This is a genomic window from Enterobacter sp. 2VL (assembly GCF_005503595.1).
GTDB classification, from domain to species: Bacteria; Pseudomonadota; Gammaproteobacteria; order Enterobacterales; family Enterobacteriaceae; genus Enterobacter; species Enterobacter cancerogenus.
In genome coordinates this window covers 845492-869481 of sequence record NZ_SCNE01000001.1, presented here as the reverse complement: position 1 = coordinate 869481, position 23990 = coordinate 845492, and the positions used below count along the sequence as shown (strand labels likewise).

At 52.9% G+C, this 23990-nt stretch carries 19 protein-coding genes; 15 read left to right on the top strand and 4 right to left on the bottom strand.

The genetic code is table 11. The features are described from left to right. Positions 1–5 precede the first annotated feature (5 nt). On the top strand, positions 6–1325 hold the full coding sequence (mepM, locus tag FFS28_RS04040) for a murein DD-endopeptidase MepM (RefSeq protein WP_137848843.1): 1320 nt from the start codon (positions 6–8) through the stop codon (positions 1323–1325). 118 nt (positions 1326–1443) lie between these two features. Further along, complete coding sequence (lpxM, locus tag FFS28_RS04035; RefSeq protein ID WP_058610194.1) at positions 1444–2415, top strand: lauroyl-Kdo(2)-lipid IV(A) myristoyltransferase; 972 nt, start codon at positions 1444–1446, stop codon at positions 2413–2415. Positions 2416–2474: 59 nt separating this feature from the next. On the opposite strand, the gene pyk is transcribed toward lpxM, so the two are convergent. Further along, positions 2475–3917 carry a pyruvate kinase gene (pyk, locus tag FFS28_RS04030; RefSeq protein WP_006176040.1) on the bottom strand — a complete coding sequence of 481 codons (1443 nt, stop codon included), beginning with the start codon at positions 3915–3917 and terminating at the stop codon, positions 2475–2477. A gap of 122 nt (positions 3918–4039) precedes the next feature. Continuing rightward, positions 4040–4909 (bottom strand): MurR/RpiR family transcriptional regulator, encoded by an 870-nt coding sequence (locus tag FFS28_RS04025; RefSeq protein ID WP_006176039.1) that lies wholly within the window; start codon positions 4907–4909, stop codon positions 4040–4042. 358 nt (positions 4910–5267) lie between these two features. Here FFS28_RS04025 and zwf point away from each other — a divergent pair, with 358 nt between their 5' ends. From zwf to FFS28_RS03970, 11 genes are all read left to right on the top strand, one after another. Further along, positions 5268–6743, top strand: a complete 1476-nt coding sequence (zwf, locus tag FFS28_RS04020) for a glucose-6-phosphate dehydrogenase (protein WP_006176038.1) — start codon at positions 5268–5270, stop codon at positions 6741–6743. Between the two features lie 233 nt (positions 6744–6976). Further along, a complete protein-coding gene (edd, locus tag FFS28_RS04015) occupies positions 6977–8788 on the top strand; it encodes a phosphogluconate dehydratase (RefSeq protein ID WP_137848842.1) in 1812 nt (603 codons plus the stop codon). A 39-nt stretch (positions 8789–8827) separates the two neighbouring features. Continuing rightward, the gene (gene kdgA / locus FFS28_RS04010) at positions 8828–9469 is read left to right on the top strand and encodes a bifunctional 4-hydroxy-2-oxoglutarate aldolase/2-dehydro-3-deoxy-phosphogluconate aldolase (protein WP_006176036.1); all 642 of its coding nucleotides are present in this window, start codon (positions 8828–8830) and stop codon (positions 9467–9469) included. Positions 9470–9919: 450 nt separating this feature from the next. Further along, a complete protein-coding gene (locus FFS28_RS04005) occupies positions 9920–12433 on the top strand; it encodes a DUF2345 domain-containing protein (protein WP_137848841.1) in 2514 nt (837 codons plus the stop codon). Then, positions 12430–14538 carry a T6SS effector phospholipase Tle3 domain-containing protein gene (locus FFS28_RS04000; protein ID WP_137848840.1) on the top strand — a complete coding sequence of 703 codons (2109 nt, stop codon included), beginning with the start codon at positions 12430–12432 and terminating at the stop codon, positions 14536–14538. Before FFS28_RS04005 ends, FFS28_RS04000 begins: the two co-directional genes overlap by 4 nt. A gap of 9 nt (positions 14539–14547) precedes the next feature. Beyond that, positions 14548–15255 carry a T6SS immunity protein Tli3 family protein gene (locus FFS28_RS03995; RefSeq protein ID WP_137848839.1) on the top strand — a complete coding sequence of 236 codons (708 nt, stop codon included), beginning with the start codon at positions 14548–14550 and terminating at the stop codon, positions 15253–15255. A gap of 3 nt (positions 15256–15258) precedes the next feature. Further along, positions 15259–15966, top strand: coding sequence for a T6SS immunity protein Tli3 family protein (locus FFS28_RS03990; protein ID WP_137848838.1), 708 nt, complete (start codon positions 15259–15261; stop codon positions 15964–15966). A gap of 3 nt (positions 15967–15969) precedes the next feature. Beyond that, the gene (locus FFS28_RS03985; RefSeq protein ID WP_137848837.1) at positions 15970–16689 is read left to right on the top strand and encodes a T6SS immunity protein Tli3 family protein; all 720 of its coding nucleotides are present in this window, start codon (positions 15970–15972) and stop codon (positions 16687–16689) included. Between the two features lie 3 nt (positions 16690–16692). Further along, complete coding sequence (locus FFS28_RS03980) at positions 16693–17400, top strand: T6SS immunity protein Tli3 family protein (protein WP_137848836.1); 708 nt, start codon at positions 16693–16695, stop codon at positions 17398–17400. A 12-nt stretch (positions 17401–17412) separates the two neighbouring features. Then, complete coding sequence (locus FFS28_RS03975; protein WP_137848835.1) at positions 17413–17670, top strand: PAAR domain-containing protein; 258 nt, start codon at positions 17413–17415, stop codon at positions 17668–17670. Then, complete coding sequence (locus tag FFS28_RS03970) at positions 17670–19052, top strand: hypothetical protein (protein WP_137848834.1); 1383 nt, start codon at positions 17670–17672, stop codon at positions 19050–19052. The genes FFS28_RS03975 and FFS28_RS03970 overlap by 1 nt, the downstream gene beginning before the upstream one ends. A gap of 103 nt (positions 19053–19155) precedes the next feature. On the opposite strand, the gene purT is transcribed toward FFS28_RS03970, so the two are convergent. Beyond that, positions 19156–20334: a formate-dependent phosphoribosylglycinamide formyltransferase gene (gene purT / locus FFS28_RS03965; RefSeq protein ID WP_137848833.1), complete on the bottom strand. Its 1179-nt coding sequence runs from the start codon at positions 20332–20334 to the stop codon at positions 19156–19158. A 171-nt stretch (positions 20335–20505) separates the two neighbouring features. On the opposite strand from purT, the gene FFS28_RS03960 reads away from it, so the two are divergent. Both FFS28_RS03960 and ptrB read left to right on the top strand, forming a co-directional pair. Next, positions 20506–21162, top strand: coding sequence for a tellurite resistance TerB family protein (locus FFS28_RS03960; protein WP_137848832.1), 657 nt, complete (start codon positions 20506–20508; stop codon positions 21160–21162). A gap of 87 nt (positions 21163–21249) precedes the next feature. Next, a complete protein-coding gene (gene ptrB / locus FFS28_RS03955; RefSeq protein WP_137848831.1) occupies positions 21250–23310 on the top strand; it encodes an oligopeptidase B in 2061 nt (686 codons plus the stop codon). Here the strand turns inward: ptrB and exoX are convergent. Next, positions 23307–23969: an exodeoxyribonuclease X gene (gene exoX, locus FFS28_RS03950; RefSeq protein ID WP_137848830.1), complete on the bottom strand. Its 663-nt coding sequence runs from the start codon at positions 23967–23969 to the stop codon at positions 23307–23309. The two genes, ptrB and exoX, sit on opposite strands and share 4 nt — an antisense overlap. Positions 23970–23990: the final 21 nt, after the last annotated feature.

Below are 23990 nucleotides of genomic sequence, written 5' to 3'. Positions count from 1 at the left end.
AATACGTGCAACAGATAGCCCGCTCTGTCGCCCTGGCATTTAACAATTTGCCTCGACCCCATCGCGTTATGCTGGGGTCGCTTACGGTTCTCACCTTAGCGGTCGCCGTCTGGCGGCCCTATGTTTACCACCCGAGTTCTGCCCCTATCATCAAAACCATCGAGCTTGAAAAGAGTGAAATTCGTTCTCTTCTGCCTGAAGCCAGCGAGCCTATCGATCAGGCTGCGCAGGAAGATGAAGCGATCCCTCAGGATGAGTTGGATGATAAAATCGCCAATGAAGCAGGCATTCACGAATATGTCGTGTCGACGGGCGATACGCTAAGCAGTGTGCTCAACCAGTACGGCATCGAGATGGGTGATATCAGCCAGCTCGCGGCCTCGGATAAAGAGTTACGCAACCTCAAGATTGGTCAACAACTCTCCTGGACGCTAACCACAGACGGTGATTTACAGCGCCTGACGTGGGAAATGTCGCGTCGTGAAACCCGCACCTACGATCGCACGGCAAACGGTTTTAAGATGACCAGCGAAATGCAGCAGGGCGACTGGGTCAACAGCGTGATGAAAGGCACCGTTGGGGGGAGCTTCGTCTCTGCGGCACGGGATGCCGGCCTGACCAGCGCTGAAATCAGCTCGGTTATCAAAGCCATGCAGTGGCAGATGGACTTCCGCAAATTGAAAAAAGGCGATGAGTTCTCTGTGCTGATGTCTCGCGAGATGCTTGACGGCAAACGCGAACAGAGCCAGCTGCTTGGCGTGCGTCTGCGTTCTGCGGGCAAAGATTATTATGCTATTCGCGCCGAAAACGGTAAGTTCTACGACCGTAACGGGACAGGCCTTGCGAAAGGTTTCCTGCGTTTCCCGACCGCAAAACAGTTCCGCGTCTCCTCCAACTTTAACCCGCGTCGTCTGAACCCGGTCACGGGCCGCATTGCGCCGCACCGTGGCGTGGACTTCGCGATGCCGCAGGGCACGCCAGTACTGGCGGTGGGTGACGGTGAAGTCGTTATGGCCAAACGCAGCGGCGCGGCCGGCTATTACGTGGCGGTTCGTCATGGCCGTACCTACACCACACGCTATATGCACCTGCGTAAGTTGCTGGTCAAACCGGGTCAGAAAGTGAAGCGCGGAGACCGCATTGCGCTTTCGGGCAATACCGGGCGTTCAACCGGGCCGCACCTGCACTATGAAGTGTGGATCAACCAGCAGGCGGTGAATCCGCTGACGGCGAAACTGCCGCGCACGGAAGGCCTGACGGGTAAAGATCGTACCGACTACCTGGCGCAGGTCAAAGAGGTGATGCCACAGCTGCGCTTCGACTAAGCCCTCTGTTTTACTGCAAAGCCGGCTCCCTGTGCGCCGGCTTTTTCTTTTGTGCGCGGGCCGCAGCCTCGCTACACTATCTGAATAATTTTTTGCGTCACCCGACCCTGGAATCAGCATGGAAACTAAAAAAAACAATATTGAATACATTCCTGAGTATGAAAAATCTTTCCGCCATCCGCGAAACTGGGGAGCCTGGCTTGGCGTTTATGCGTTTGCGGGGATAGCTTTGCTCCCGGCATCCGTGCGGGACCCGTTCCTGGGTACGGTTGGTCGCCTGGCTGGTCGCATGGGCAAAAGCGCGCGTCGCCGTGCGCAGATTAATCTTCTGTACTGTTTCCCGGAAAAGAGCGAGGCCGAGCGCGAGGCAATTATTGATGCCATGTATACCACCGCCCCCCAGGCGATGGCGATGATGGCCGAGCTGGCGCTGAAAGGGCCGGAGAAGGTCCTGCCGCGCGTCGACTGGAAAGGGATGGACATCATTGAGGAAATGCGTCGCAACGACGAGAAGGTGATTTTCCTGGTGCCTCACGGCTGGGGAGTGGACATTCCCGCGATGCTGATGGCTTCTCAGGGGCAGAAGATGGCGGCCATGTTCCACAACCAGGGCAATAAGATTTTTGATTTTGTCTGGAACACCGTGCGTCGCCGCTTTGGGGGTCGCCTGCATGCGCGCAACGACGGTATCAAGCCGTTTATCCAGTCCGTGCGTCAGGGCTACTGGGGTTACTATCTGCCGGACCAGGATCATGGACCCGAGCATAGCGAGTTCGTGGATTTCTTCGCCACCTATAAAGCGACACTACCGGCGATTGGTCGCCTGATGAAAGTGTGTCGCGCGCGCGTGATCCCGCTGTTCCCCGTTTATGACGGCAAAACGCATCGTCTGAGCATTGAAGTGCGTCCGCCGATGGATGACTTACTGACCGCCGACGACACGACCATTGCGCGCCGCATGAACGAAGAGGTGGAGCTGCTGGTGGGGCCGCATAAAGAACAGTACACGTGGATACTCAAGCTGCTCAAAACGCGTAAGCCTGGGGAAATCGAGCCGTATAAACGCAAAGAGCTTTTCCCTAAGAAGTAAATTACCCTTCGCATTGACCCTCTCCCCGCAGGGAGAGGGTTTCGTCCTTACCGTCGCGATTACTCGACCGTCATAACGCGGGTGGTGTTGGTAGAGCCGATGGTGCTCATGACATCACCCTGGGTCACGATCACGATATCGCCGGACACCAGATAGCCTTTATCGCGCAGCAGGTTCACCGCATCGTTAGCCGCCGCAACGCCGTCGTTGGCGCTGTCGAAGTGTACCGGCGTAACGCCGCGATAGAGCGCCGTGAGGTTCAGCGTGCGCTCGTGGCGAGACATCGCAAAGATAGGCAAGCCGGAGCTGATACGGGAGGTCATCAGTGCGGTACGGCCAGACTCCGTCATGGTGATGATCGCGGTCACCCCTTTCAGGTGGTTGGCGGCATACATCGCGGACATCGCAATCGCTTCTTCCACGTTGTCGAACTGAATATCCAGACGGTGTTTGGAGACGTTGATGCTTGGGATTTTTTCAGCACCCAGGCAGACGCGCGCCATAGCGGCCACGGTTTCAGCAGGATACTGACCTGCAGCGGTTTCCGCTGACAGCATAACCGCATCGGTACCGTCGAGCACGGCGTTCGCCACGTCCATCACTTCCGCACGGGTCGGCATTGGGTTAGTGATCATCGACTCCATCATCTGGGTCGCGGTGATCACCGCACGGTTCAGCTGGCGCGCACGGCGGATCAGCGCTTTCTGGATACCGACGAGTTCAGGGTCGCCAATTTCCACGCCCAGGTCGCCACGGGCAACCATCACCACGTCAGAGGCCAGAATGACATCGTCCATCGCATCCTGGTCGCACACCGCTTCAGCGCGTTCGACTTTAGCCACGATCTTAGCGTCGCAGCCCGCATCGCGTGCCAGACGACGCGCGTAGTTCAGATCTTCGCCGCAGCGCGGGAAGGAGACGGCCAGATAGTCAACGCCAATCTGCGCGGCTGTCACGATATCGGCTTTGTCTTTTTCGGTCAGCGCTTCCGCTGAAAGGCCGCCGCCGAGCTTGTTGATGCCTTTGTTGTTGGAGAGTGGGCCGCCAACGGTGACTTCGGTAAACACCTTCATGCCCTGAACTTCCAGCACTTTGAGCTGCACGCGACCGTCGTCGAGCAGCAGGATGTCGCCAGGCACCACGTCTGCAGGCAGGCCTTTGTAATCGATACCGACTTTCTCTTTGTCGCCTTCGCCTTTGCTCAGGTTGGCATCAAGCAGGAACTTATCGCCAATATTGAGGAAGACTTTCCCTTCTTTGAAGGTGGATACGCGAATTTTTGGACCCTGCAGGTCACCGAGGATGGCAACGTGACGGCCCAGTTTAGCCGCGATTTCGCGGACTTTGTCAGCACGTAGTTTATGGTCTTCTGGTGTACCGTGAGAGAAGTTCATACGCACCACGTTGGCGCCTGCGGCAATAATTTTTTCGAGGTTATTGTCGCGATCGGTGGCCGGGCCTAAGGTGGTTACGATCTTGGTTCTGCGAAGCCTTCTGGACATGTAATACTCCGTTGACTGAAACAACTTTGGTGTTGCGTGAACAATAAATCGGCCTTCATTCTGCTGCAAAGCATCAGAGAACTGACCGGTTGCCGTGAATCGTACAACGTCATTTTTGACTTTTAAGGGGTGTTACTCTTTATAAGCAATTCTTTATCAAAACGCGATTCCTTCAGCGCTTCCTTGACCCGCTTCAAGTTATCCCGGAATTTTGCCCCCCGGCGGAGGGTAAAACCGGTCGCCAGCACGTCAATTACCGTCAGTTGAGCCAGGCGAGAGACCATCGGCATGTACATGTCGGTGTCTTCTGGTACATCAAGGGTAATGGCAAGCGTGGCCTCACGCGCCAGCGGCGTGCCCGCCGTCGTCAGCGCAATCACCATGGCATCGTTTTCACGTGCCAGCTGCGCCAGCTCGACCTGGCTTTTTGTGCGTCCGGTGTGTGAGATGAGAACCACGACATCATCTTCGCTACAATTCATACAGCTCATGCGTTGCAGCACAATGTCATCGGAATAGATAACCGGCACGTTGAAGCGGAAAAACTTGTTCATCGCGTCGTGCGCCACGGCGGCGGAAGAGCCCAGCCCGAAAAAGGCGATGCGCTTGGCCTGCGTCAGTAAATCCACCGCGCGATTCACCGAAGCCATCTCTAACGACTGACGGACGTGGTCCAGCGTGGCCATTGCCGACTCGAAAATTTTTGCTGTATACGCATCAACGCTGTCGTCTTCATCCACATTGCGATTAACATACGGGGTGCCGTTTGCCAGACTTTGGGCGAGATGCAGTTTAAAATCAGGGAAGCCGCGCGTTTCCAGGCTACGGCAGAATCGGTTAACCGTCGGTTCGCTGACGCCCGATTCCTGTGCCAGAGCGGCGATGCTTGAATGAATCGCCTGAGCGGGCGAAGCGAGAATGACTTCAGCCACTTTTCGCTCGGATTTGCTAAGGTGTTCCAGTTGGAACTGGATTTTTTCCAGCATGTTCATTATTAACAAGACGCTCGTGAGGGCAGAAACGATTTCATTAATCGATGAAATCACGAATCGATTTCGTCGATATTACCCCTGTGACTTCCCTAAAGGGTAACAGTCGATAAGAAATGATGTTGTTTTTTTTCATTACTTGATCGCTGTCGGGTTTTACAGCGGTCAATGAGTACAAAGAATCAACGGTTTTCGCACCATTACTGCGTCACCTGCCGCAGACTGGCGAAAAATCGCGGTATCGCACGCGACGTTAAGCGCTAATGGTTTCGGGAATGACGTAAAAGCAGTACAGTGCATTGTAATAAAATTACAACGATACCTGGCAGAAGCACCGGGTATTCCAACTGAGGAGAATGACATGGCGGTAACGCAAACAGCCCAGGCATGTGACCTGGTCATTTTCGGCGCGAAAGGCGATCTTGCACGCCGTAAATTGCTGCCTTCCCTGTATCAACTGGAGAAAGCGGGCCAACTTCACCCAGATACCCGTATCCTGGGCGTGGGGCGCGCCGACTGGGACAAGGACGCTTATACCAAAGTCGTGCGTGAAGCGCTCGAAACGTTCATGAAAGAGAAAGTCGACGAACGTTTGTGGGATACGCTGAGCGGACGCCTTGATTTCTGCAACCTGGACGTGAATGACGTGAGCGCGTTTACCCGTTTAGGTGAGATGCTGGACCAGGAAAACCGCGTCACCATCAACTATTTCGCGATGCCGCCAAGCACCTTCGGCGCTATCTGCCGCGGTCTGGGCGAGGCAAACCTCAATGCCAAGCCTGCGCGCGTGGTAATGGAAAAACCGCTGGGCACGTCACTGGCTACCTCTCGTGAGATCAACGATCAGGTGGGAGAGTATTTCGAAGAGTGCCAGGTTTACCGTATCGACCACTATCTGGGTAAAGAGACCGTTCTGAACCTGCTGGCGCTGCGTTTCGCCAACTCACTGTTTGTGAACAACTGGGATAACCGCACCATCGACCACGTGGAGATCACCGTGGCTGAGGAGGTGGGTATCGAAGGGCGCTGGGGTTACTTTGACCAGGCCGGCCAGATGCGCGACATGATCCAGAACCACCTGCTGCAGATCCTCTGCATGATCGCCATGTCGCCGCCGTCTGACCTGACGGCTGACAGCATCCGCGATGCCAAAGTAAAAGTGCTCAAATCACTGCGTCGCATTGACCGCTCCAACGTGCGTGAGAAAACCGTTCGCGGTCAGTACACCGCAGGCTTTGCGCAGGGCAAAAAAGTGCCTGGCTACCTGGAAGAAGAGGGTGCGAACAAAGCCAGTAACACCGAAACCTTTGTGGCGATCCGCGTTGATATTGATGACTGGCGCTGGGCTGGGGTGCCGTTCTACCTGCGTACCGGTAAACGTCTGCCGACGAAATGCTCTGAAGTGGTGGTGTATTTCAAGAACCCTGAACTGAACCTGTTCAAAGAGTCCTGGCAGGAGCTGCCGCAGAACAAGCTGACCATTCGTCTGCAGCCAGACGAGGGCGTGGATATCCAGATCCTCAATAAAGTCCCGGGGCTGGATCACAAGCATAACCTGCAGACCACCAAGCTGGACCTGAGCTACTCCGAAACCTTCAACGAAACGCACCTCGCGGATGCTTACGAGCGCCTGCTGCTGGAAACCATGCGTGGTATCCAGGCGCTGTTCGTGCGTCGTGATGAGGTTGAAGAGGCGTGGAAATGGGTCGACTCCATCACCGAAGCCTGGGCTGCCGATCAGGATGCGCCAAAACCGTATCAGGCGGGCACCTGGGGCCCGGTTGCCTCCGTTGCGATGATCACCCGCGATGGTCGTTCCTGGAACGAGTTTGAGTAAGATTTCCTCTAACCCTGAGGTGTTATTTTACCGGTAACATGATCTAACACAGTTAGTGGCACAATTTTTAATCTTTTAAGCTCCGCGTGGATTCACCCGCGGAGCTTTTTTTATTACACTGCCGGAAGTGATTTTGCCCCTGAGCTCCGGACACCAAGCGTTTCAGCGCTGTTAACAGCCGCAAGAGATAGTGCAAACTCCCGAGCCCGGCCAGATAAATTAGAGGAGCTTTTATGAATCCGACATTGTTACGCGTAACACATCGCATTACCGAGCGCTCGAAAGAGACCCGTTCGGCCTACCTCGCCCGCATTCAACAGGCCAAAAGTAACACCGTACATCGCTCTCAGCTCGCCTGCGGCAATCTGGCCCACGGTTTTGCGGCGTGTCAGCCTGACGATAAAGACTCGCTGAAAAGCATGCTGCGTAACAATATCGCCATCATTACCTCCTATAACGACATGCTGTCTGCGCACCAGCCGTATGAGGTCTACCCAAATATCATTCGTAAAGCGCTGCACAGCGTCAACGCGGTGGGGCAGGTGGCTGGTGGCGTACCGGCAATGTGCGATGGCGTCACGCAGGGCCAGGATGGGATGGAGCTGTCCCTGTTGAGCCGCGAAGTGATCGCCATGTCGGCGGCCGTCGGCTTATCCCATAACATGTTTGATGGCGCCCTCTACCTCGGCGTGTGTGACAAAATCGTCCCGGGCCTGGCGATGGCGGCGCTGTCCTTCGGTCATCTGCCTGCGATCTTCGTGCCGTCAGGCCCAATGGCGAGCGGCCTGCCGAACAAAGAAAAAGTGCGTATTCGCCAGCTCTATGCCGAGGGCAAAGCCGATCGTCAGGCGCTGCTCGAAGCCGAGGCCGCCTCCTATCACGCCCCTGGAACCTGCACCTTCTACGGAACGGCCAACACCAACCAGATGGTGGTGGAATTTATGGGTATGCAGCTTCCGGGGTCGTCCTTCATTCAGCCGGATGCACCGCTGCGTCAGGCGCTGACCGAAGCCGCGGCGCGTCAGGTAACGCGCCTGACCGGAAACGGCAACGAATGGATGCCGCTGGGCAAAATGGTTGACGAGAAGGTTATCGTTAACGGCATCGTTGCGCTGCTGGCAACCGGCGGCTCGACCAACCACACCATGCACCTGGTGGCGATGGCGCGCGCGGCGGGCATTCTGATTAACTGGGATGATTTCTCTGACATCTCCTCCGTCGTGCCGCTGATGGCGCGCCTCTACCCGAATGGCCCGGCTGATATCAACCACTTCCAGGCTGCCGGTGGTGTACCTGTGCTGATGCGCGAGTTGCTGAAGGGCGGGCTGCTGCATGAAGACGTGAACACGGTAGCAGGCTTCGGTTTGCAGCGTTACACCCTGGAGCCATGGCTGAACAACGGCGAGCTGGACTGGCGCGAAGGGGCGGCGGCTTCTCTCGACGCGAACGTCATCGCGACGTTTGAACAGCCATTCTCGCCACACGGTGGCACCAAAGTGCTGAGCGGCAACCTGGGCCGCGCGGTGATGAAGACCTCCGCCGTACCGGAAGAGAACCAGATTATCGAAGCGCCAGCCGTGGTGTTTGAAAGCCAGCATGACGTATTGCCTGCTTTCGATGCCGGTCTTCTGGATAAGGATTGCGTCGTGGTGGTCCGTCATCAGGGGCCAAAAGCGAACGGCATGCCAGAATTGCATAAACTTATGCCGCCGCTTGGTGTATTATTGGACCGCCGTTTCAAAATTGCGTTAGTGACCGATGGACGCCTCTCCGGGGCATCAGGTAAAGTACCTTCAGCGATCCACGTGACCCCGGAAGCCTACGACGGCGGCTTGCTGGCGAAGGTCCGTGATGGCGACATCATTCGCGTTAACGGCCAGACGGGTGAGTTAACCCTGCTGGTGGATGAGGCCGAGCTGGCGGCACGTAAGCCGCATATTCCTGACCTGAGCGCGTCGCGCGTGGGCACCGGGCGTGAAATGTTTGGCGCGCTGCGTGAGAAACTTTCCGGCGCGGAGCAGGGCGCAACCTGTATTACGTTTTAAGACGACTTGATTTTAACGATCTGGCGAGAGAAGACTCTGATGAAAAACTGGAAAACAAGTGCAGAAGCAATCCTGACAACAGGCCCGGTAGTGCCGGTTATCGTGGTGAACAAACTGGAGCACGCCGTTCCGATGGCGAAAGCGCTGGTTGCAGGCGGTGTTCGTGTTCTTGAAGTGACGCTGCGTACCGCATGTGCGATGGACGCGATCCGCGCTATCGCCAAAGAAGTACCGGATGCCATTATTGGCGCGGGTACCGTGCTGAACGCGCAGCAGCTGGCGGACGTTACCGAAGCGGGGGCACAGTTTGCCATTAGCCCGGGCCTGACTGAGCCACTGCTGAAAGCGGCAACCGAAGGCACCATTCCACTGATCCCGGGCATCAGCACCGTTTCTGAACTGATGCTGGGCATGGACTACGGTCTGAAAGAGTTTAAATTCTTCCCGGCGGAAGCCAACGGCGGCACCAAAGCGCTGCAGGCAATTGCAGGCCCGTTCTCACAGGTTCGCTTCTGCCCGACCGGCGGTATCTCACCGGCGAACTACCGTGACTACCTGGCGCTGAAAAGCGTGCTGTGCATCGGCGGTTCCTGGCTGGTTCCGGCGGATGCGCTGGAAGCAGGAGACTGGGATCGCATCACGAAGCTTGCTCGCGAAGCGGTTGAAGGCGCGAAGCAGTAAGCTATCTGCCGTAAGAAAAACGGGCCAGATGGCCTGATGCTGGTCACTTAATGTGGCCAGCAGTCTTCATGCATTTTCTCACTCCTCAGGTCACATTGTTCCTGCAATAGTGGCAATATTACCTGTGCGCCTGTCCGTGAAATATATTCCTTTTTTCGAAATCTCCGTATCACGTCACGGAAATGCAAATAAACCAACAATCAGCGATGAATGATAATTGTGTAAAGCTGTCATCATTTCTCGTAAATAAGGTATGTTTAACTGCTAATGGTATGATTTTTTATATACTGATTTAATTTGTTGTGTGATTGTTTTTTGTCTTTTCTATATGCTTAATGAATATTTTGGCAATTAAGAACCCATTTTAATTTGAAGGTGGATGTTTTAATGTTCGCTGAGTGGGTGTAATGTTTTAGATAAACACGCCGTTTGTTAAAAGGACATTTAACTATGACAGGGCTATCTGAGACGGTTCAATTGCATGATACGTTAAATCGCTATTTATTGTATTTTCCTCGTAGCAAAAATGTTATTTGCGATGTTCATTCTTTTACAGGAAAAGAAGCATTAAGCAAGCCATATCATTATACCATTCGCTTTACCAGTCCCGATCAAAACATTTCTATCGATGCCGTTCTTAACCAGATTGCCGAATTTATTTTGCGCGCACCGAATCCGAAGGCTGCCTGGCAAGGGGAAACGCCCTGGCTGCCGGTTCGCCAAATTAATGGCACGATCACTCAATTCTCCCGCCTTACATCTTCAGGAGATGAAGCACTGTATGAATGCGTACTGGAGCATGAGCTGGCGTTGATGGATAAAAGTTACCGTTCTGCCGTGTATATAAACATGACCGTACCGGAACTGGTGGCGAGCCTGATGAAAGACAGCGGACACTTTGACGGCTACAACATTGATTTTGACCATCTGCATCACAGTTACCCCCGAAGAGAAATGCTTATTCAGTGGAAAGAAACCGATCTGCAATTTATCCGTCGGTTACTGGCAGAGGTTGGGATCTGGTTCCGTTTTGAAAATCACGACAACGTGAAGACGGAAACGGTCGTTATTTTTGGGGATTCTGACTATCGCTACCGCTTCCATGATAAACCGCTGCCTTATGTCAGAAATTCAGGCATGACCAGTTACGACGAATACATTACCGATCTTGAAGAACATCACGACCTGGTCCCAAAAAATGTGTTGGTTCGCACTTACAACTACCGTGAACCGCGATCGCCGCAGTCAGATAAGACCATCAAATTGAATGATATACCTGACGGTATAACCTCAGGACAACATTATCACTACGCCGATCACTATTTTGCTGACGGCGATTTTTACGGCGAAGAGGCAGAAACCGCAACCTTTTACGCCCGGTTGCGTTATGAACGCCTGCTGAACAGGCAGACTACTCTGGGGGCAACAACCAGCGATCCTGAACTCCAGCCAGGCATTATGTTTTATCCCACAGGACCTGTTCCTGAGGGGTTTAAAACCGGGTTTGTCATTACCGAAATGACCATTCGCAGCAGTCGTGCAGAGCATTATCGCGCCGTTTTGTCAGGAGTCCCCCATATCCACGGTTATTGCTATCGTCCTGAATCGTTATCCCGACCGGTAATAGCCGGAACGGTGCCTGCCAGAGTGATGGCTATTGGCAGTGATAAAACCTATGCCGGCCTTGATGCCACAGGGCGCTACCGGGTGAAGTTTGATTTTGACCTGGATGAAAAACGTGAGGGATTTGAAAGCGCTCTGGTACGCCTCGGCAGATCGTATGCAGGCGACACCTTTGGTTTCCATTTTCCATTGCTTGAGGGAACTGAAGTTGCTGTGGGTTTTGAAGGTGGCGATCCGGACAGGCCCTTTATCGCTCATGCCATGCACGACGGCAGCCACCCGGATTTGGTTACAAACCGCAACGATACGCGAAATGTGATCCGCACGGCGGCGTCGAACAAAATCCGTCTTGAGGATCGTCGCGGACAGGAACATATCAAGATCGCTACAGAGTATGGCAAAGGGCAAGTCAGCGTTGGGCATCTGGTGGATGCTGAAGGGAAAAAGCGCGGAGAGGGTATAGAGGCCCGCACCGACGACTGGATGGCGCTGCGAGCCTCCAAAGGGGTAATGATTACCACCGAGGCCCAGCCGCGCGCGGCGGGCAAACAGCTTGATATGACCGCTGCCATTGCTCAACTGGAAAAAGCCTTATCGCTGGCAATGACCCTGCAACAAAGTGCGTTAACGGCAGGTGCAGGCAATGTGGAAACCGATCGGCAAAGGGCGCTCAGCCAGACGCTGAGCAACCTCACGGGACCGGGCATTCTTTCGTATGGCATGAGCGGGATTGCACACGTGACTCCGGATAGCCTGCAACTTTCAGCCGGGGAAGACCTGATTGCAACGTCGCAAAGCAACGCCAGCATGAATGTGGTGAAAAAATTCTCGCTGGCTGTGGGGGAGAAGCTATCGCTGTTTGCCCGCAAACTCGGCATACAGATGATTGCCGGTGCGGGGGATATTACGACGCAGGCGCAGCGTGGAGGTATGCACATGCTGTCGCAACAGGATTTCACGCTGACGAGTACTGCCGGAAAGATGAACGGTAGTGCTAAAGAAGGCATGCAATTTGTCTGCGGCGGGGGTGGGATCCGCATTAGTCCGAGTGGGTTGGTCACGATTTTCTCACCGACAGGTATCGAATTGAAAGCGCCGAGCCTGAAATACGAGGGCCCGGAAAGTGCGTCGATACAACCGCCAGCCTTTGACAAAGGTGTGTTCAAACTCCGTTACAAGCTGCATGCGGGTGATGACCCGGAGCAGATTCTGGCAAACAAAAAATTCAGGCTAACAAATTCGGCTGGTCAGGTGGTGGAAGGGGTAACGGACAACCGCGGTCAGTCACCGCTGCTTGATGCCGACGACCTCGACAGTTACAAAATGGAGTTGTTGGAATGAAGGATACGAAGATAAAACCGTATGCTCCGAGGATCGTCTCTGAAGGCGACATCCCGGTACACAAAAACCTGGGAGAAGTTGCCCAGACGCGCAACGTCGGGGTGCCTCGCCCTATGCCGGGTATCGTTATTCTTGTCCATGGAGTGAATGACGTGGGTGAGGCCTACCAGAACCAGGAGAGGGGCATTCTTGCAGGGTTGGGAAAACGGCTTAACCGCCAGGATTTTTACGCCCACGAATGGAAGGACTACAGGATCATCACCCCCGGTCGATCTCCCATTATACCGTTTTACTGGGGGTATAAGCCTGTCACGCATGATGACTACAGGGCGGATCAGAAACGTTACCGGGAAGAAGTCGGCAAATTAAGCCACAGCGCTCATCTGCCCTATGACGCTTATCAGGAAGATAACGAGAACAATAAAAAAGTTCTGGGAAATGACGGGCAAGGACCGTTTAAGTATCAGAACGATAACTTTAAAAACGCATTAGATACGAATTTTGCCAAGGGGGGCGGGACGTTTGCTAATGCAACAACCAATATTCCCGATATGTTAGGACCGGGAGCGGGTGGCATAGCGCTGGCGGCCGCAGGGTTTGCCACGTTGTACATGAACGGTGGCGATTATACGCACCCGATTTTCCCGAATCCGCACCGCATTTATCAGTTTTTTGCTGCTCAGCGCCTGGCCGATTTGATTATCCAGATTAGAAGTGAGCCTGTCACAGCGAAGGATGTTATTAACATTGTGTCGCACAGTCAGGGTACGATCATTACCATGCTGGCAAATATGCTCGTCAAGCAGGCAAATTTCGTTCCGGTTAACTGTACCATCCTTAATCATTCGCCGTATTCGCTTGAAGGCCGCCTCAGTGAGGATTTACAACCCGGTCATCACCAGACAGCGTTTGCCCGTCAGGAGACGTTCAAAAACTTCTGCGCTTTAATGGCTACGCAGTATAAAGACGGTGAACTGTCTGATGCTGACCTCCTGGCGATGGAAGCCGACTGTACGTTACGTAAACCTTCTGATAATCCATTGCGAAAGGAGATTAAATACCGACGCGACAATAATGGCAAAGTGTATAACTATTGGTGTCCGCAAGATGGCACCGTCTCACTGCAAAATATTCAGGGCTTTGGCTGGAGAGGCATACCTGCTCAAATTGCAAGCAATATTCCCAACCTTCGTCAGAGGGCGTTCTGCCAGCACCGCTGGGTGGGGCGCCTGGAGACTGAGCTGTTCAGTATGGCCCCGGAACGTAAAGGTGATTTCTGCACCACACCTGTGATGAACGCGAGTTATTCATATAATGACGTGGTGATTAACGGAGAAGAGTTACCCGAGCCGTTTATATTCAAGCTACAGGGTCAGGATAACCATCCTGATAACGATCCGAAAACCTCTGACGAACCCTACTCAACTTATATCGATCCGGACAGTCCGGACGCTTACATTTCCTACTCTGCCAAAGCCTATGCAATTAAACGTACAGCGTCGGCAACGTATGTGGTTAATAGCTATCAAAGTATTGGCTGGCGTCCCGGTCATGTATTGACGCCTTATGAGCGAGAGGTTGAGAGCATTGAACGCAAGCATAAGGTTATTCATGGTGAGGTGTCAGGTTCAAAAGATTTTCAATTGCTCACTCTGACCTGGCTCAAAACACCAGAAGAATTACAGGCTGAATGGCAGAAAATCGATCCGGTTGGTTACAGCCAGCACTCATCTATTGTAATGAGTGAATTCGCACCTTCACATGCGATGGCGTTTGATCTGGCAATTGGGCAGTGCAAATCATTCGATTACCAGGCGGGAAAATTCTGGGAAGGGTTATTACATCGTGCGGACTGGCGTGATCCGCAGAATAGTTATCAACCTGCTACTGAATATCACCGAAGCGGAAAATTACCTGAAACACAAACCAAATTTTACATGAATAAACCCGATGAGGTGCTACCTAAAGGAGAGTATGGCGTGAAAAATCAGTTTAACCATGCCACAACTATAAAGCCGTCAGGAGATGTGGCCAAGGGAAATCAGGTAGTAGCAAATCTGCAATGGGATATGCCGAAGCCCATGAGTGATAATCAACTAGCTTAAGGATTAAGCATGAAAAAATTATTTATAAGACTTGTGTCCACTGCTATCCTTTTTGTGACCGGTTGCCAGGCGAAAGAACCGCCAACGCAGATAGTTTATCGTTTTGATGAACATCGTTACCTCGAGCTCAAAGGATGGGACTGCGAAGGGGAACTCTGGTATACGGATACTCAACTGGGTATTCATACCGAACCAGTCAGTCAATTTTATCGAATTTTTACCAAAAAATTTATTCATCCTTCAGAACGCTATATTGCCATACCAACCTGGGATGACCCAGGAACAATAATATCAAAAGATTATGGTAAAACATGGTTCCCCCAGTTTTTTTCGGTAGGTCCCAACGAACCTGATGGTACTAATCAACCATATTATGACGATATAATCTCTTTCACCGTCGTCAACGATCAAGGTTTTTTGCAGACCAGGCACCGACTGTATATGTCCTCAAAACCCTTTGAAGATCCTCGGATTCTGCCCGGCGGGCCGGGGATTACCTATACCGTGGATGATGGAATGGGCAATAAAGTAAATGGGGTGCTGGAACCTCATTCTTCGGGTTGGGCCTGGGGGACAGTCTATTTGACGAAACAAGGACTGGCACACAGCACGCAACAATTTAAGACCAACTGGCAAGATTTACCCGACAGCGTTCCCGAAGTGAAGGGATATACCGGCTGGGATCATATGCGATGTGATATCAATGCGGGGCGATAACTGATGAAAGGATTCTGTATCGTTCTTGCAGCTACAACCGTTTGGCTGGCGACAGGTTGCCAGGCGAAAGAGCCACCGACGCAGGTGGTTTACCGGTTTGATGATCATCGTTATCTCGAACTAAAAGGATGGGACTGCGAAGGGGAACTCTGGTATACGGATACTCAACGGGCCATTCATACCGAACCAGTCAGCCAGTTTTATCGAATTTTCACTAAAAAATTCATACATCCTTCAGAGCGCTATATTGCTATCCCTACATGGGACTCTCCGGGAACAATCATTTCAAAAGATTACGGAAAAACCTGGTTCCCGCAATTTTTTTCAGTCGGTTCTAACGAACCTAATGGAGATTCTTCGCCATCCTACGAGGATATTATTTCTTTAACTGTCGTTAATGACCAAGGTTTTTTACAGACCAGGCACCGACTGTATATGTCCTCAAAACCCTTTGAAGATCCGCGGATTCTGCCCGGTGGCCCGGGGATTACCTATACCGTGGATGATGGTATGGGAAATAAAGTTTATGGAAAGCTAAAACCGGGTTTTTCTGGACCAGCTTGGGGAATGGATTACATCACCAGACAGGGTCTCAAAGAGGATATATCTCAATTTAAGTTAAATTATCAGGGTCTACCGGATAAGGTCCCCGAAGTGAAGGGCTATACCGGCTGGGATCATATGCGCTGTGATATGAATGCGGGGCGATAACTGATGAAAGGATTCTGTATCGTTTTTGCAGCTACGTCCGTTTGGCTGGCGACAGGTTGTCAGGCGAAAGAACCGCCAACGCAGGTAGTATATCGGTTTGATGGTCATCGCTACCTCGAACTCAAAGGCTGGGATTGCGAAGGGGAAATCTGGTACATCGATATAAAGCGAGGTATCCGTTCACAAATAGCCAGCCAGTTTTATCGAATCTTTACCAAAAAATTCGTGCATCCATCAGAACGCTATCTCGCAATTCCATGGTGGGGAAATGTTACTGGTGGGTTTTCAGTATCCAAAGATTATGGGAAAACATGGGAAAGAGGGGGGGCAACTATGTCGCCAGGAAGTAACGAACCTGACGGAAGTAACGCTCCTTATTATGATGATGTTATCTCTTTCACCGTCGTCAACGATCAGGGTTTTTTACAGACCAGGCACCGACTCTATATGTCCTCAAAACCCTTTGAAGATCCTCGGATTCTGCCCGGCGGGCCGGGTATTACCTATACCGTGGATGACGGTATGGGAAATAAAGTCAGTGGCAAGCTGGAACCCCGTTCACCTGGCTGGGCCTGGGGGATGGTCTATATGACTAAGCAGGGGCTTGAGGGCAGCACGCAGCAACTCAAGACTAATTGGCAAGATTTACCCGACAGCGTACCCGAAGTGAAGGGATATACCGGCTGGGATCACATGCGCTGTGATATGAATGCGGGGCGATAACTAATGAAAGGATTCTGTATCGTTCTTGCAGCTACGTCCGTTTGGCTGGCGACAGGTTGCCAGGCGAAAGAGCCACCGACGCAGGTGGTTTACCGGTTTGATGATCATCGTTATCTCGAACTAAAAGGATGGGACTGCGAAGGGGAACTCTGGTATACGGATACTCAACGGGCCATTCATACCGAACCAGTCAGCCAGTTTTATCGAATTTTCACTAAAAAATTCATACATCCTTCAGAGCGCTATATTGCTATCCCTACATGGGACTCTCCGGGAACAATCATTTCAAAAGATTACGGAAAAACCTGGTTCCCGCAATTTTTTTCAGTCGGTTCTAACGAACCTAATGGAGATTCTTCGCCATCCTACGAGGATATTATTTCTTTAACTGTCGTTAATGACCAAGGTTTTTTACAGACCAGGCACCGACTGTATATGTCCTCAAAACCCTTTGAAGATCCTCGGATTCTGCCCGGCGGGTCGGGGATTAACTATACCGTGGATGATGGTATGGGAAATAAAGTAAATGGGGTGCTGGAACCTCATTCTTCGGGTTGGGCCTGGGGGACAGTCTATTTAACGAAACAAGGACTGGTGCACAGCACGCAACAATTTAAGACCAACTGTCAAGATTTACCCGACAGCGTACCCGAAGTGAAGGGCTATACCGGCTGGGATCATATGCGCTGTGATATGAATGCGGGGCGATAGGGAGAGTAAATAATGAAAGGCGTTATTCGATTACACGATCCGCTGGTAAGCGGAGGCAAAGTTACAAAAGCTTCCGGTGCAGACTTTATGGGTAAGGCCGTGGCATTGAAAGATGATTTGGTGCAGTGTCCGACCCACAGAGGCATTTTCCCAATCAATGAATGTCACCCAACCTGGACCATGAAGGGTCGTGGGGTTGTGGTAGATGGCTGTCATGCGGCGTGCGGATGCGAAATTAAAAGTACCTTGCCCGTTGCGGGAGCAGCGTAATGAGAGCGTGGTGGTTATACAAGAAACAGCCTGACCCCGATACCGATGTACCGGTTGTCGTTATTATACTCATATATGTGATATCCGTCGGAATGGGCCTGCTGATGCGGGCTCTTACCTGGCCTGAGACAGAACACGTGACTGCTATATTTTTTGTACCCTCAGTTATTCTGCCTATCTGTATGGTGTCTGTCTTTATTTATACAGGACTCATATTTCATAACGCCACGCTTCACTACTTTGAAACCCGTAAGTTCATTGAAAAAGAAAGAGAGAATAATTTAAAAGCGTATGCGCGGAAAAACATCGCTATCGCAGCATGGTCTGTAATCACTCCTCTGGAGCAACCTGCACTGAATATGTTGAAGCTGGAAGGGGAATTTCCGCTGGCACCGAAAACGCCGGTTAAGATTCAACTTGAAGGTCGGTTCGATCAAACTCGTGATGAGCAAATTTTTTACCGTTTATTGGCTCCAATGGCTGAAAAGTTGAAGGGATATAACTACCGAATTTTTGAAACTCTTCTCTGGGTTCGTGGAGGGAGTGAGTCCTGTATTGACGAGCTGAGACGATCTCTGGCGTTGTTGGGGATCGAACATGCCAGTGAATGTAATATTGAGCACAGCGCGGAATGCCCTGGTTACGCACTTATCGGTAAATGGATGAACGCTTCAAATGACAGAGTTGAAAACCGATTGATAGTTATCGTTGATTTGCATCAAGAGGGCGCTAACTCAGCGAGTATGGAAAATGCGAGTGCGTTCCTCCTGACCAGTCATTATATCGGTGAAGAAGGTGAAAAACCGGTGTATCTTTACCAACCTATGTCAGAAGTGACAGATGTAGAAGAAAAAATGGCGGTTTACCTGGCGACGGGCTCCGTGCTTACCCCGAAAAAACTTTGGTATACCGGGCTATCTCGAACGGAAAAATATCCTTTAATACAGGCACTGGATGAAAAAGGGCTGGCGATAGAACGCCTGGATATAGATGTCTCTTTGGGAGAAAAAAGCGCCGGGTATCGGTGGCTGGCGCTGGGACTGGCGACAGATGCAGTTAAATATGCCCAGGGGGAACAACTGATAGCATATTCGGAAAAAAATAAACTGAGCATAACTGCCCTTTCTTCCAAAAAAACGGATATCCCGGAAAAACTTATATGGGGTGACTGGAATAACCCTCTTCTTCCAGCAGGTATGGCGGCTTTATTTTGTGTGCTTTCTCTCGTTGCATATCATATTAGTTTTACATCTAAAAATGAGACGCTAACAGGCTGGGAAATCGCTGCGGCGATCATTATACCCATCGTTCTTTTTATTGGCACAGGTGTGTATGTTTTTATAATGAAGACCAGTGAAGCTTACAGGGATGTAGGGTACTGAAAAGACCACGAGAGGTGGGGCTTCTACTGCAGGTGAAGTCTACGTGCAGGATGCAAATGCATAACAAAGCGGCTGGCCACCAATGTGACCAGCTAACTTTTTATTACCCTTTAACGTTCACCGCACTGGCGGCCGTTTTCGCTCTCGCGACCGCATCCTCCACGGCCTGACCGGTGGCTAACGCCACGCCTAACCGACGCGTTCCGTCGATGTCTGGCTTACCAAACAGGCGCACCTGCAAACCGGCACCCACCGCGTTCTCGACGTTATCAAACGTGACGTTCTGGCTGGTTAACTGCGGCAGGATCACCGCTGACGCGGCCGGGCCGTACTGACGGATGCCGCCAACCGGCAGGCCGAGGAAAGCCCGCACGTGCAGGGCGAATTCGGAAAGATCCTGTGAAATCAGCGTTACCATCCCGGTATCGTGCGGACGCGGGGAGACTTCACTGAAAATCACCTCGTCACCGCAGACAAACAGTTCCACGCCAAACAGCCCGTATCCGCCGAGCGCCAGCACCGTCTTGCGGGCGATCTCCTGCGCGCGTTGCAGCGCCAGAGCGCTCATTCGCTGCGGCTGCCAGGATTCACGGTAATCGCCATCTTCCTGGCGATGACCGATCGGATCGCAGAAGTGTACGCCGTCTGCGGCACTGATGGTCAGCAGGGTGATCTCGAAATCAAACTTCACGACGCCCTCGACAATCACGCGTCCGGCCCCTGCGCGGCCACCCTGTTGTGCATAATCCCAGGCGCTATCCAGCTGTAAGCTGTCACGGATAAAGCTCTGACCTTTCCCTGAGGAGCTCATCACCGGCTTAATGATGCACGGGTATCCAATCTCCTTAACGGCCTGCAGAAAACCGGCTTTGTCGCCAGCAAAACGGTAGCTGGAGGTGGGGAGTTGCAACTCTTCTGCCGCCAGGCGACGAATGCCCTCGCGGTTCATGGTAAGTTTCGCGGCGTTTGCGCTGGGTACGACGCGCTGGCCTTCCTGCTCAAGCGCGACCAGCGTATCGGTGGCGATGGCTTCGATTTCAGGCACCACATAATGCGGTTTTTCTTTGGCAATCAGCGCGCGCAGAGCCTCGCCGTCCAGCATGTTAATCACATAAGAACGATGCGCGACATGCATGGCCGGCGCGTCCGGATAACGATCAACAGCAATCACCTCAACGCCTAAACGCTGGCACTCGATGGCGACTTCTTTACCCAGTTCACCCGATCCCAGCAGCATTACGCGCGTCGCTGCCGGACGCAGCGCGGTTCCTAAACGTGTCATAACTATCCCCCTGAAAAAGTTGCGTGCAGTATAAACGAAAACGTTTGCGTCTGTCTTGTCAGGGGCAAAGGTGACGGGCAAGAAATTTGCGCTTCTTTAGTGCCAACAGACATTTCCTGACGTCCACTCGCTTAGGCTGTGAAGCATGTTCACCGTTAAGCGAGAGAAATCATGTCAGGTTGGTTGAATCAATTGCAATCCATGCTGGGTCAGAAAACGTCCTCTTCGGGGACGGGCGAGCAGGGGCTCAGTAAACTTCTGGTTCCCGGTGCGCTGGGCGGGCTGGCAGGGCTACTGGTCGCGAACAAATCCTCACGCAAGCTGTTGACCAAATATGGCACTGGCGCGCTGCTTGCGGGCGGAGGGGCTATCGCCGGCTCCGTGCTGTGGAACAAATACAAAGATAAGGTGCGTACCGCGCATAACGATGAGCCGCACTATGGTGAGCATACCTCGCCGCTGGATATTCGTACGGAACGGTTGATTCTGGCGCTGGTGTTTGCCGCGAAGAGCGACGGACATATCGACGACCAGGAGCGCACGGCAATTGAACAACAGATGAGCGAGGCGGGCGTCGAAGCACAGGGCAGGGCGCTGGTGGCGAAGGCCATCGAACAGCCGCTTGACCCGCAGCGACTGGCTCAAAGCGTTAAAAATGAAGAGGAGGCGCTTGAACTCTATTTCCTGAGCTGCGCGGCTATTGATATCGATCACTTTATGGAGCGGAGCTACCTTAATGCGCTGGGCGATGCCCTGAAGATCCCTCAGGACGTGCGGGAAGGCATCGAGAAGGATATTCAGCAGCAAAAACAGGCCCTGGCGGGCTAATGCTTTCCTAAACTGGCTATGTTTCGCTTGCATCATGCGTGTGTTTTGCCAACCTTATAGGGTGTAAAACTCAAAAGTAAAACGAACATGCCACCGAAAGCCCGACGCACTGCTTACGCGATCACCACGCATGGAGATACGCGTATCGACAACTATTACTGGCTGCGGGACGATACGCGCTCGCAGCCGGATGTCCTCGACTATCTGCACGAGGAAAATGACTATGGCCGTAAGGTCATGGCCAGCCAGCAGGCGCTGCAGGATCGCTTGCTGAACGAAATGGTGCAGCGTGTCCCGCAGCGCGATATTTCCGCGCCCTGGACTAAAAATGGCTATCGCTATCGCCATGTCTATGAGCCTGGCAACGAGTATGCTATCTACCAGCGTCAGTCCGTGCTCAGCGCCGAGTGGGATGAGTGGGACATCTTGCTGGATGCCAACAAGCGCGCGGCCCACAGCGAGTTTTATACATTAGGCGGCATGTCCATCTCGCCGGATAACGCCATTATGGCGCTGGCGGAAGATTATCTCTCGCGCCGTCAGTACGGCCTGCGCTTTCGCAATCTGGAAACCGGAAACTGGTATCCGGAAATGCTGGACAACGTCTCGCCGGACTTCGTCTGGGCGAACGATTCCGAAACGGTCTACTACGTAAAAAAACATGCCTCCACGCTGCTGCCTTACCAGGTCTGGCGGCATACCGTGGGCACCTCGTCTGCCGACGACGAACTGGTGTATGAAGAAAAAGATGAGACGTATTATGTCAGCCTGCATAAAACATCGTCCCGCCACTATGTGATCATCTACCTGGCCAGTGCGACCACCTCGGAAGTGCTCTTGCTTGATGCGGAACTTCCCGATGCACAGCCGCTTTGCTTCCTGCCTCGCCGCAAAGATCACGAATACAGCCTCGACCATTTCCAGCACAGCTTTTACCTGCGCTCCAACCGTGAGGGTAAGAACTTCGGGCTGTATAAAACCAAGGTGCGCGACGAGCGCAAATGGGAAGTGCTTATTCCCGCGCGTGAACAGGTCATGCTCGAGGGCTTTACCCTGTTTACCGACTGGCTGGTGGTGGAGGAGCGCCAGCGCGGGCTGACCAGCATCCGGCAGATCAACCGTAAAACGCGGGAAGTGGTGGGTATCGCCTTTGACGATCCGGCCTATGTGACCTGGATTGGTTTTAACCCTGAACCTGAATCGTCGCGGCTGCGCTATGGGTATTCGTCAATGACCACCCCTGATACGCTGTTTGAGCTGGACATGGACACCGGGCAGCGTCAGGTGATCAAGCAGGCCGAGGTGAAAGGCTTCGACTCTGACAATTACCGCAGCGAGCACCTGTGGGTGACCGCGCGGGACGGTGCGGAAGTGCCCGTGTCGCTGGTCTATCACAAGGCGCATTTCAGTAAGGGTAAAAACCCGCTACTGGTTTACGGCTATGGCTCGTACGGATCCAGCATGGACGCCGACTTTAGCAGCAGCAGGCTGAGCCTGCTCGACCGGGGTTTTGTCTATGCCATCGCCCATATTCGCGGCGGCGGCGAGCTGGGTCAGCAGTGGTACGAAGACGGTAAGTTCCTGAAAAAGAAAAACACCTTCTACGACTATCTGGACGTGTGCGATGCGCTGGTGGAGCAGGGCTATGGTCATCCCGATCTCTGCTTTGGCATGGGCGGCAGCGCCGGTGGCATGCTGATGGGGGCGGTAATCAACCTGCGTCCCGATCGCTTCAAGGGCGTTATCGCCCAGGTGCCGTTCGTGGATGTGGTGACCACCATGCTGGATGAATCTATCCCGCTGACCACCGGGGAGTTCGAAGAGTGGGGAAATCCGCAGGATGAAACTTATTATCGCTACATGAAAGAGTACAGCCCGTACGACAACGTTGAGGCGAAAGCCTATCCGCATATGCTGGTGACGACGGGCCTGCATGATTCGCAGGTGCAGTACTGGGAGCCGGCGAAATGGGTGGCGAAACTGCGCGAGCTTAAAACCGACGATAATCTGCTGTTGCTCTGCACCGACATGGATTCCGGGCACGGCGGGAAATCGGGGCGCTTCAAATCCTATGAAGGGGTGGCGCTGGAGTATGCGTTTCTGATTGGCCTGGCGCAGGATACGTTGCCAGGCCGTGCAGAACGTTAGGCTTCGCCGAGATAGTGCTTCAGCGTTAAGCGCAGCTCCGGGCTCATTCTGTCGAGGTTGTTATACAGCCAGCGCAGATAGCCCGGATCGTTGTCCGCGACTTCGGCTACCGCTTTGCCGCGGTATTTGCCGAAGGTGAAGGTGGTTAACAGCGCAGGGCGACCGGTTATGGTTGCCATATCTTCCGGCGTCCAGCCTGACGTATTCATAATATCAACCAGCAGCGCAGCGGTGATATAGCAGTCATACAGCGCGCGGTGGTGATGCAGCCCCTCCGGCGTTTGGACGCTGAGCTTGCGGGATTTATACAGCGCCATATTGCTGTATTTGATCCCCGGCCACAGGCGGCGCGCGAGCTTCATGGTGCAGATCCACTCCCCGGGCATCTCCGGCAGCACGCGACGGTCGAAGCTGGCGTTGTGCGCCACATACCAGGGGCTACCGTGATAGTGAGGGATAACCTCCTCAATCCAGGGTTTATCCGCCACCATCGATTCCGTGATGCGATGGATAGCCATCGCCTGCGGGCTGATCGGGCGATCGGGGCGAACCAGATGACTCATTGGGTTGACTATCTGTCCGTCGACAACGTCGACAGAGGCCACTTCCACAATCCCGCCCTGAAGATCGCAAGTTTCGGTATCGATGACGCGCAGCATTGAATGCTCCTGACCAAAAAC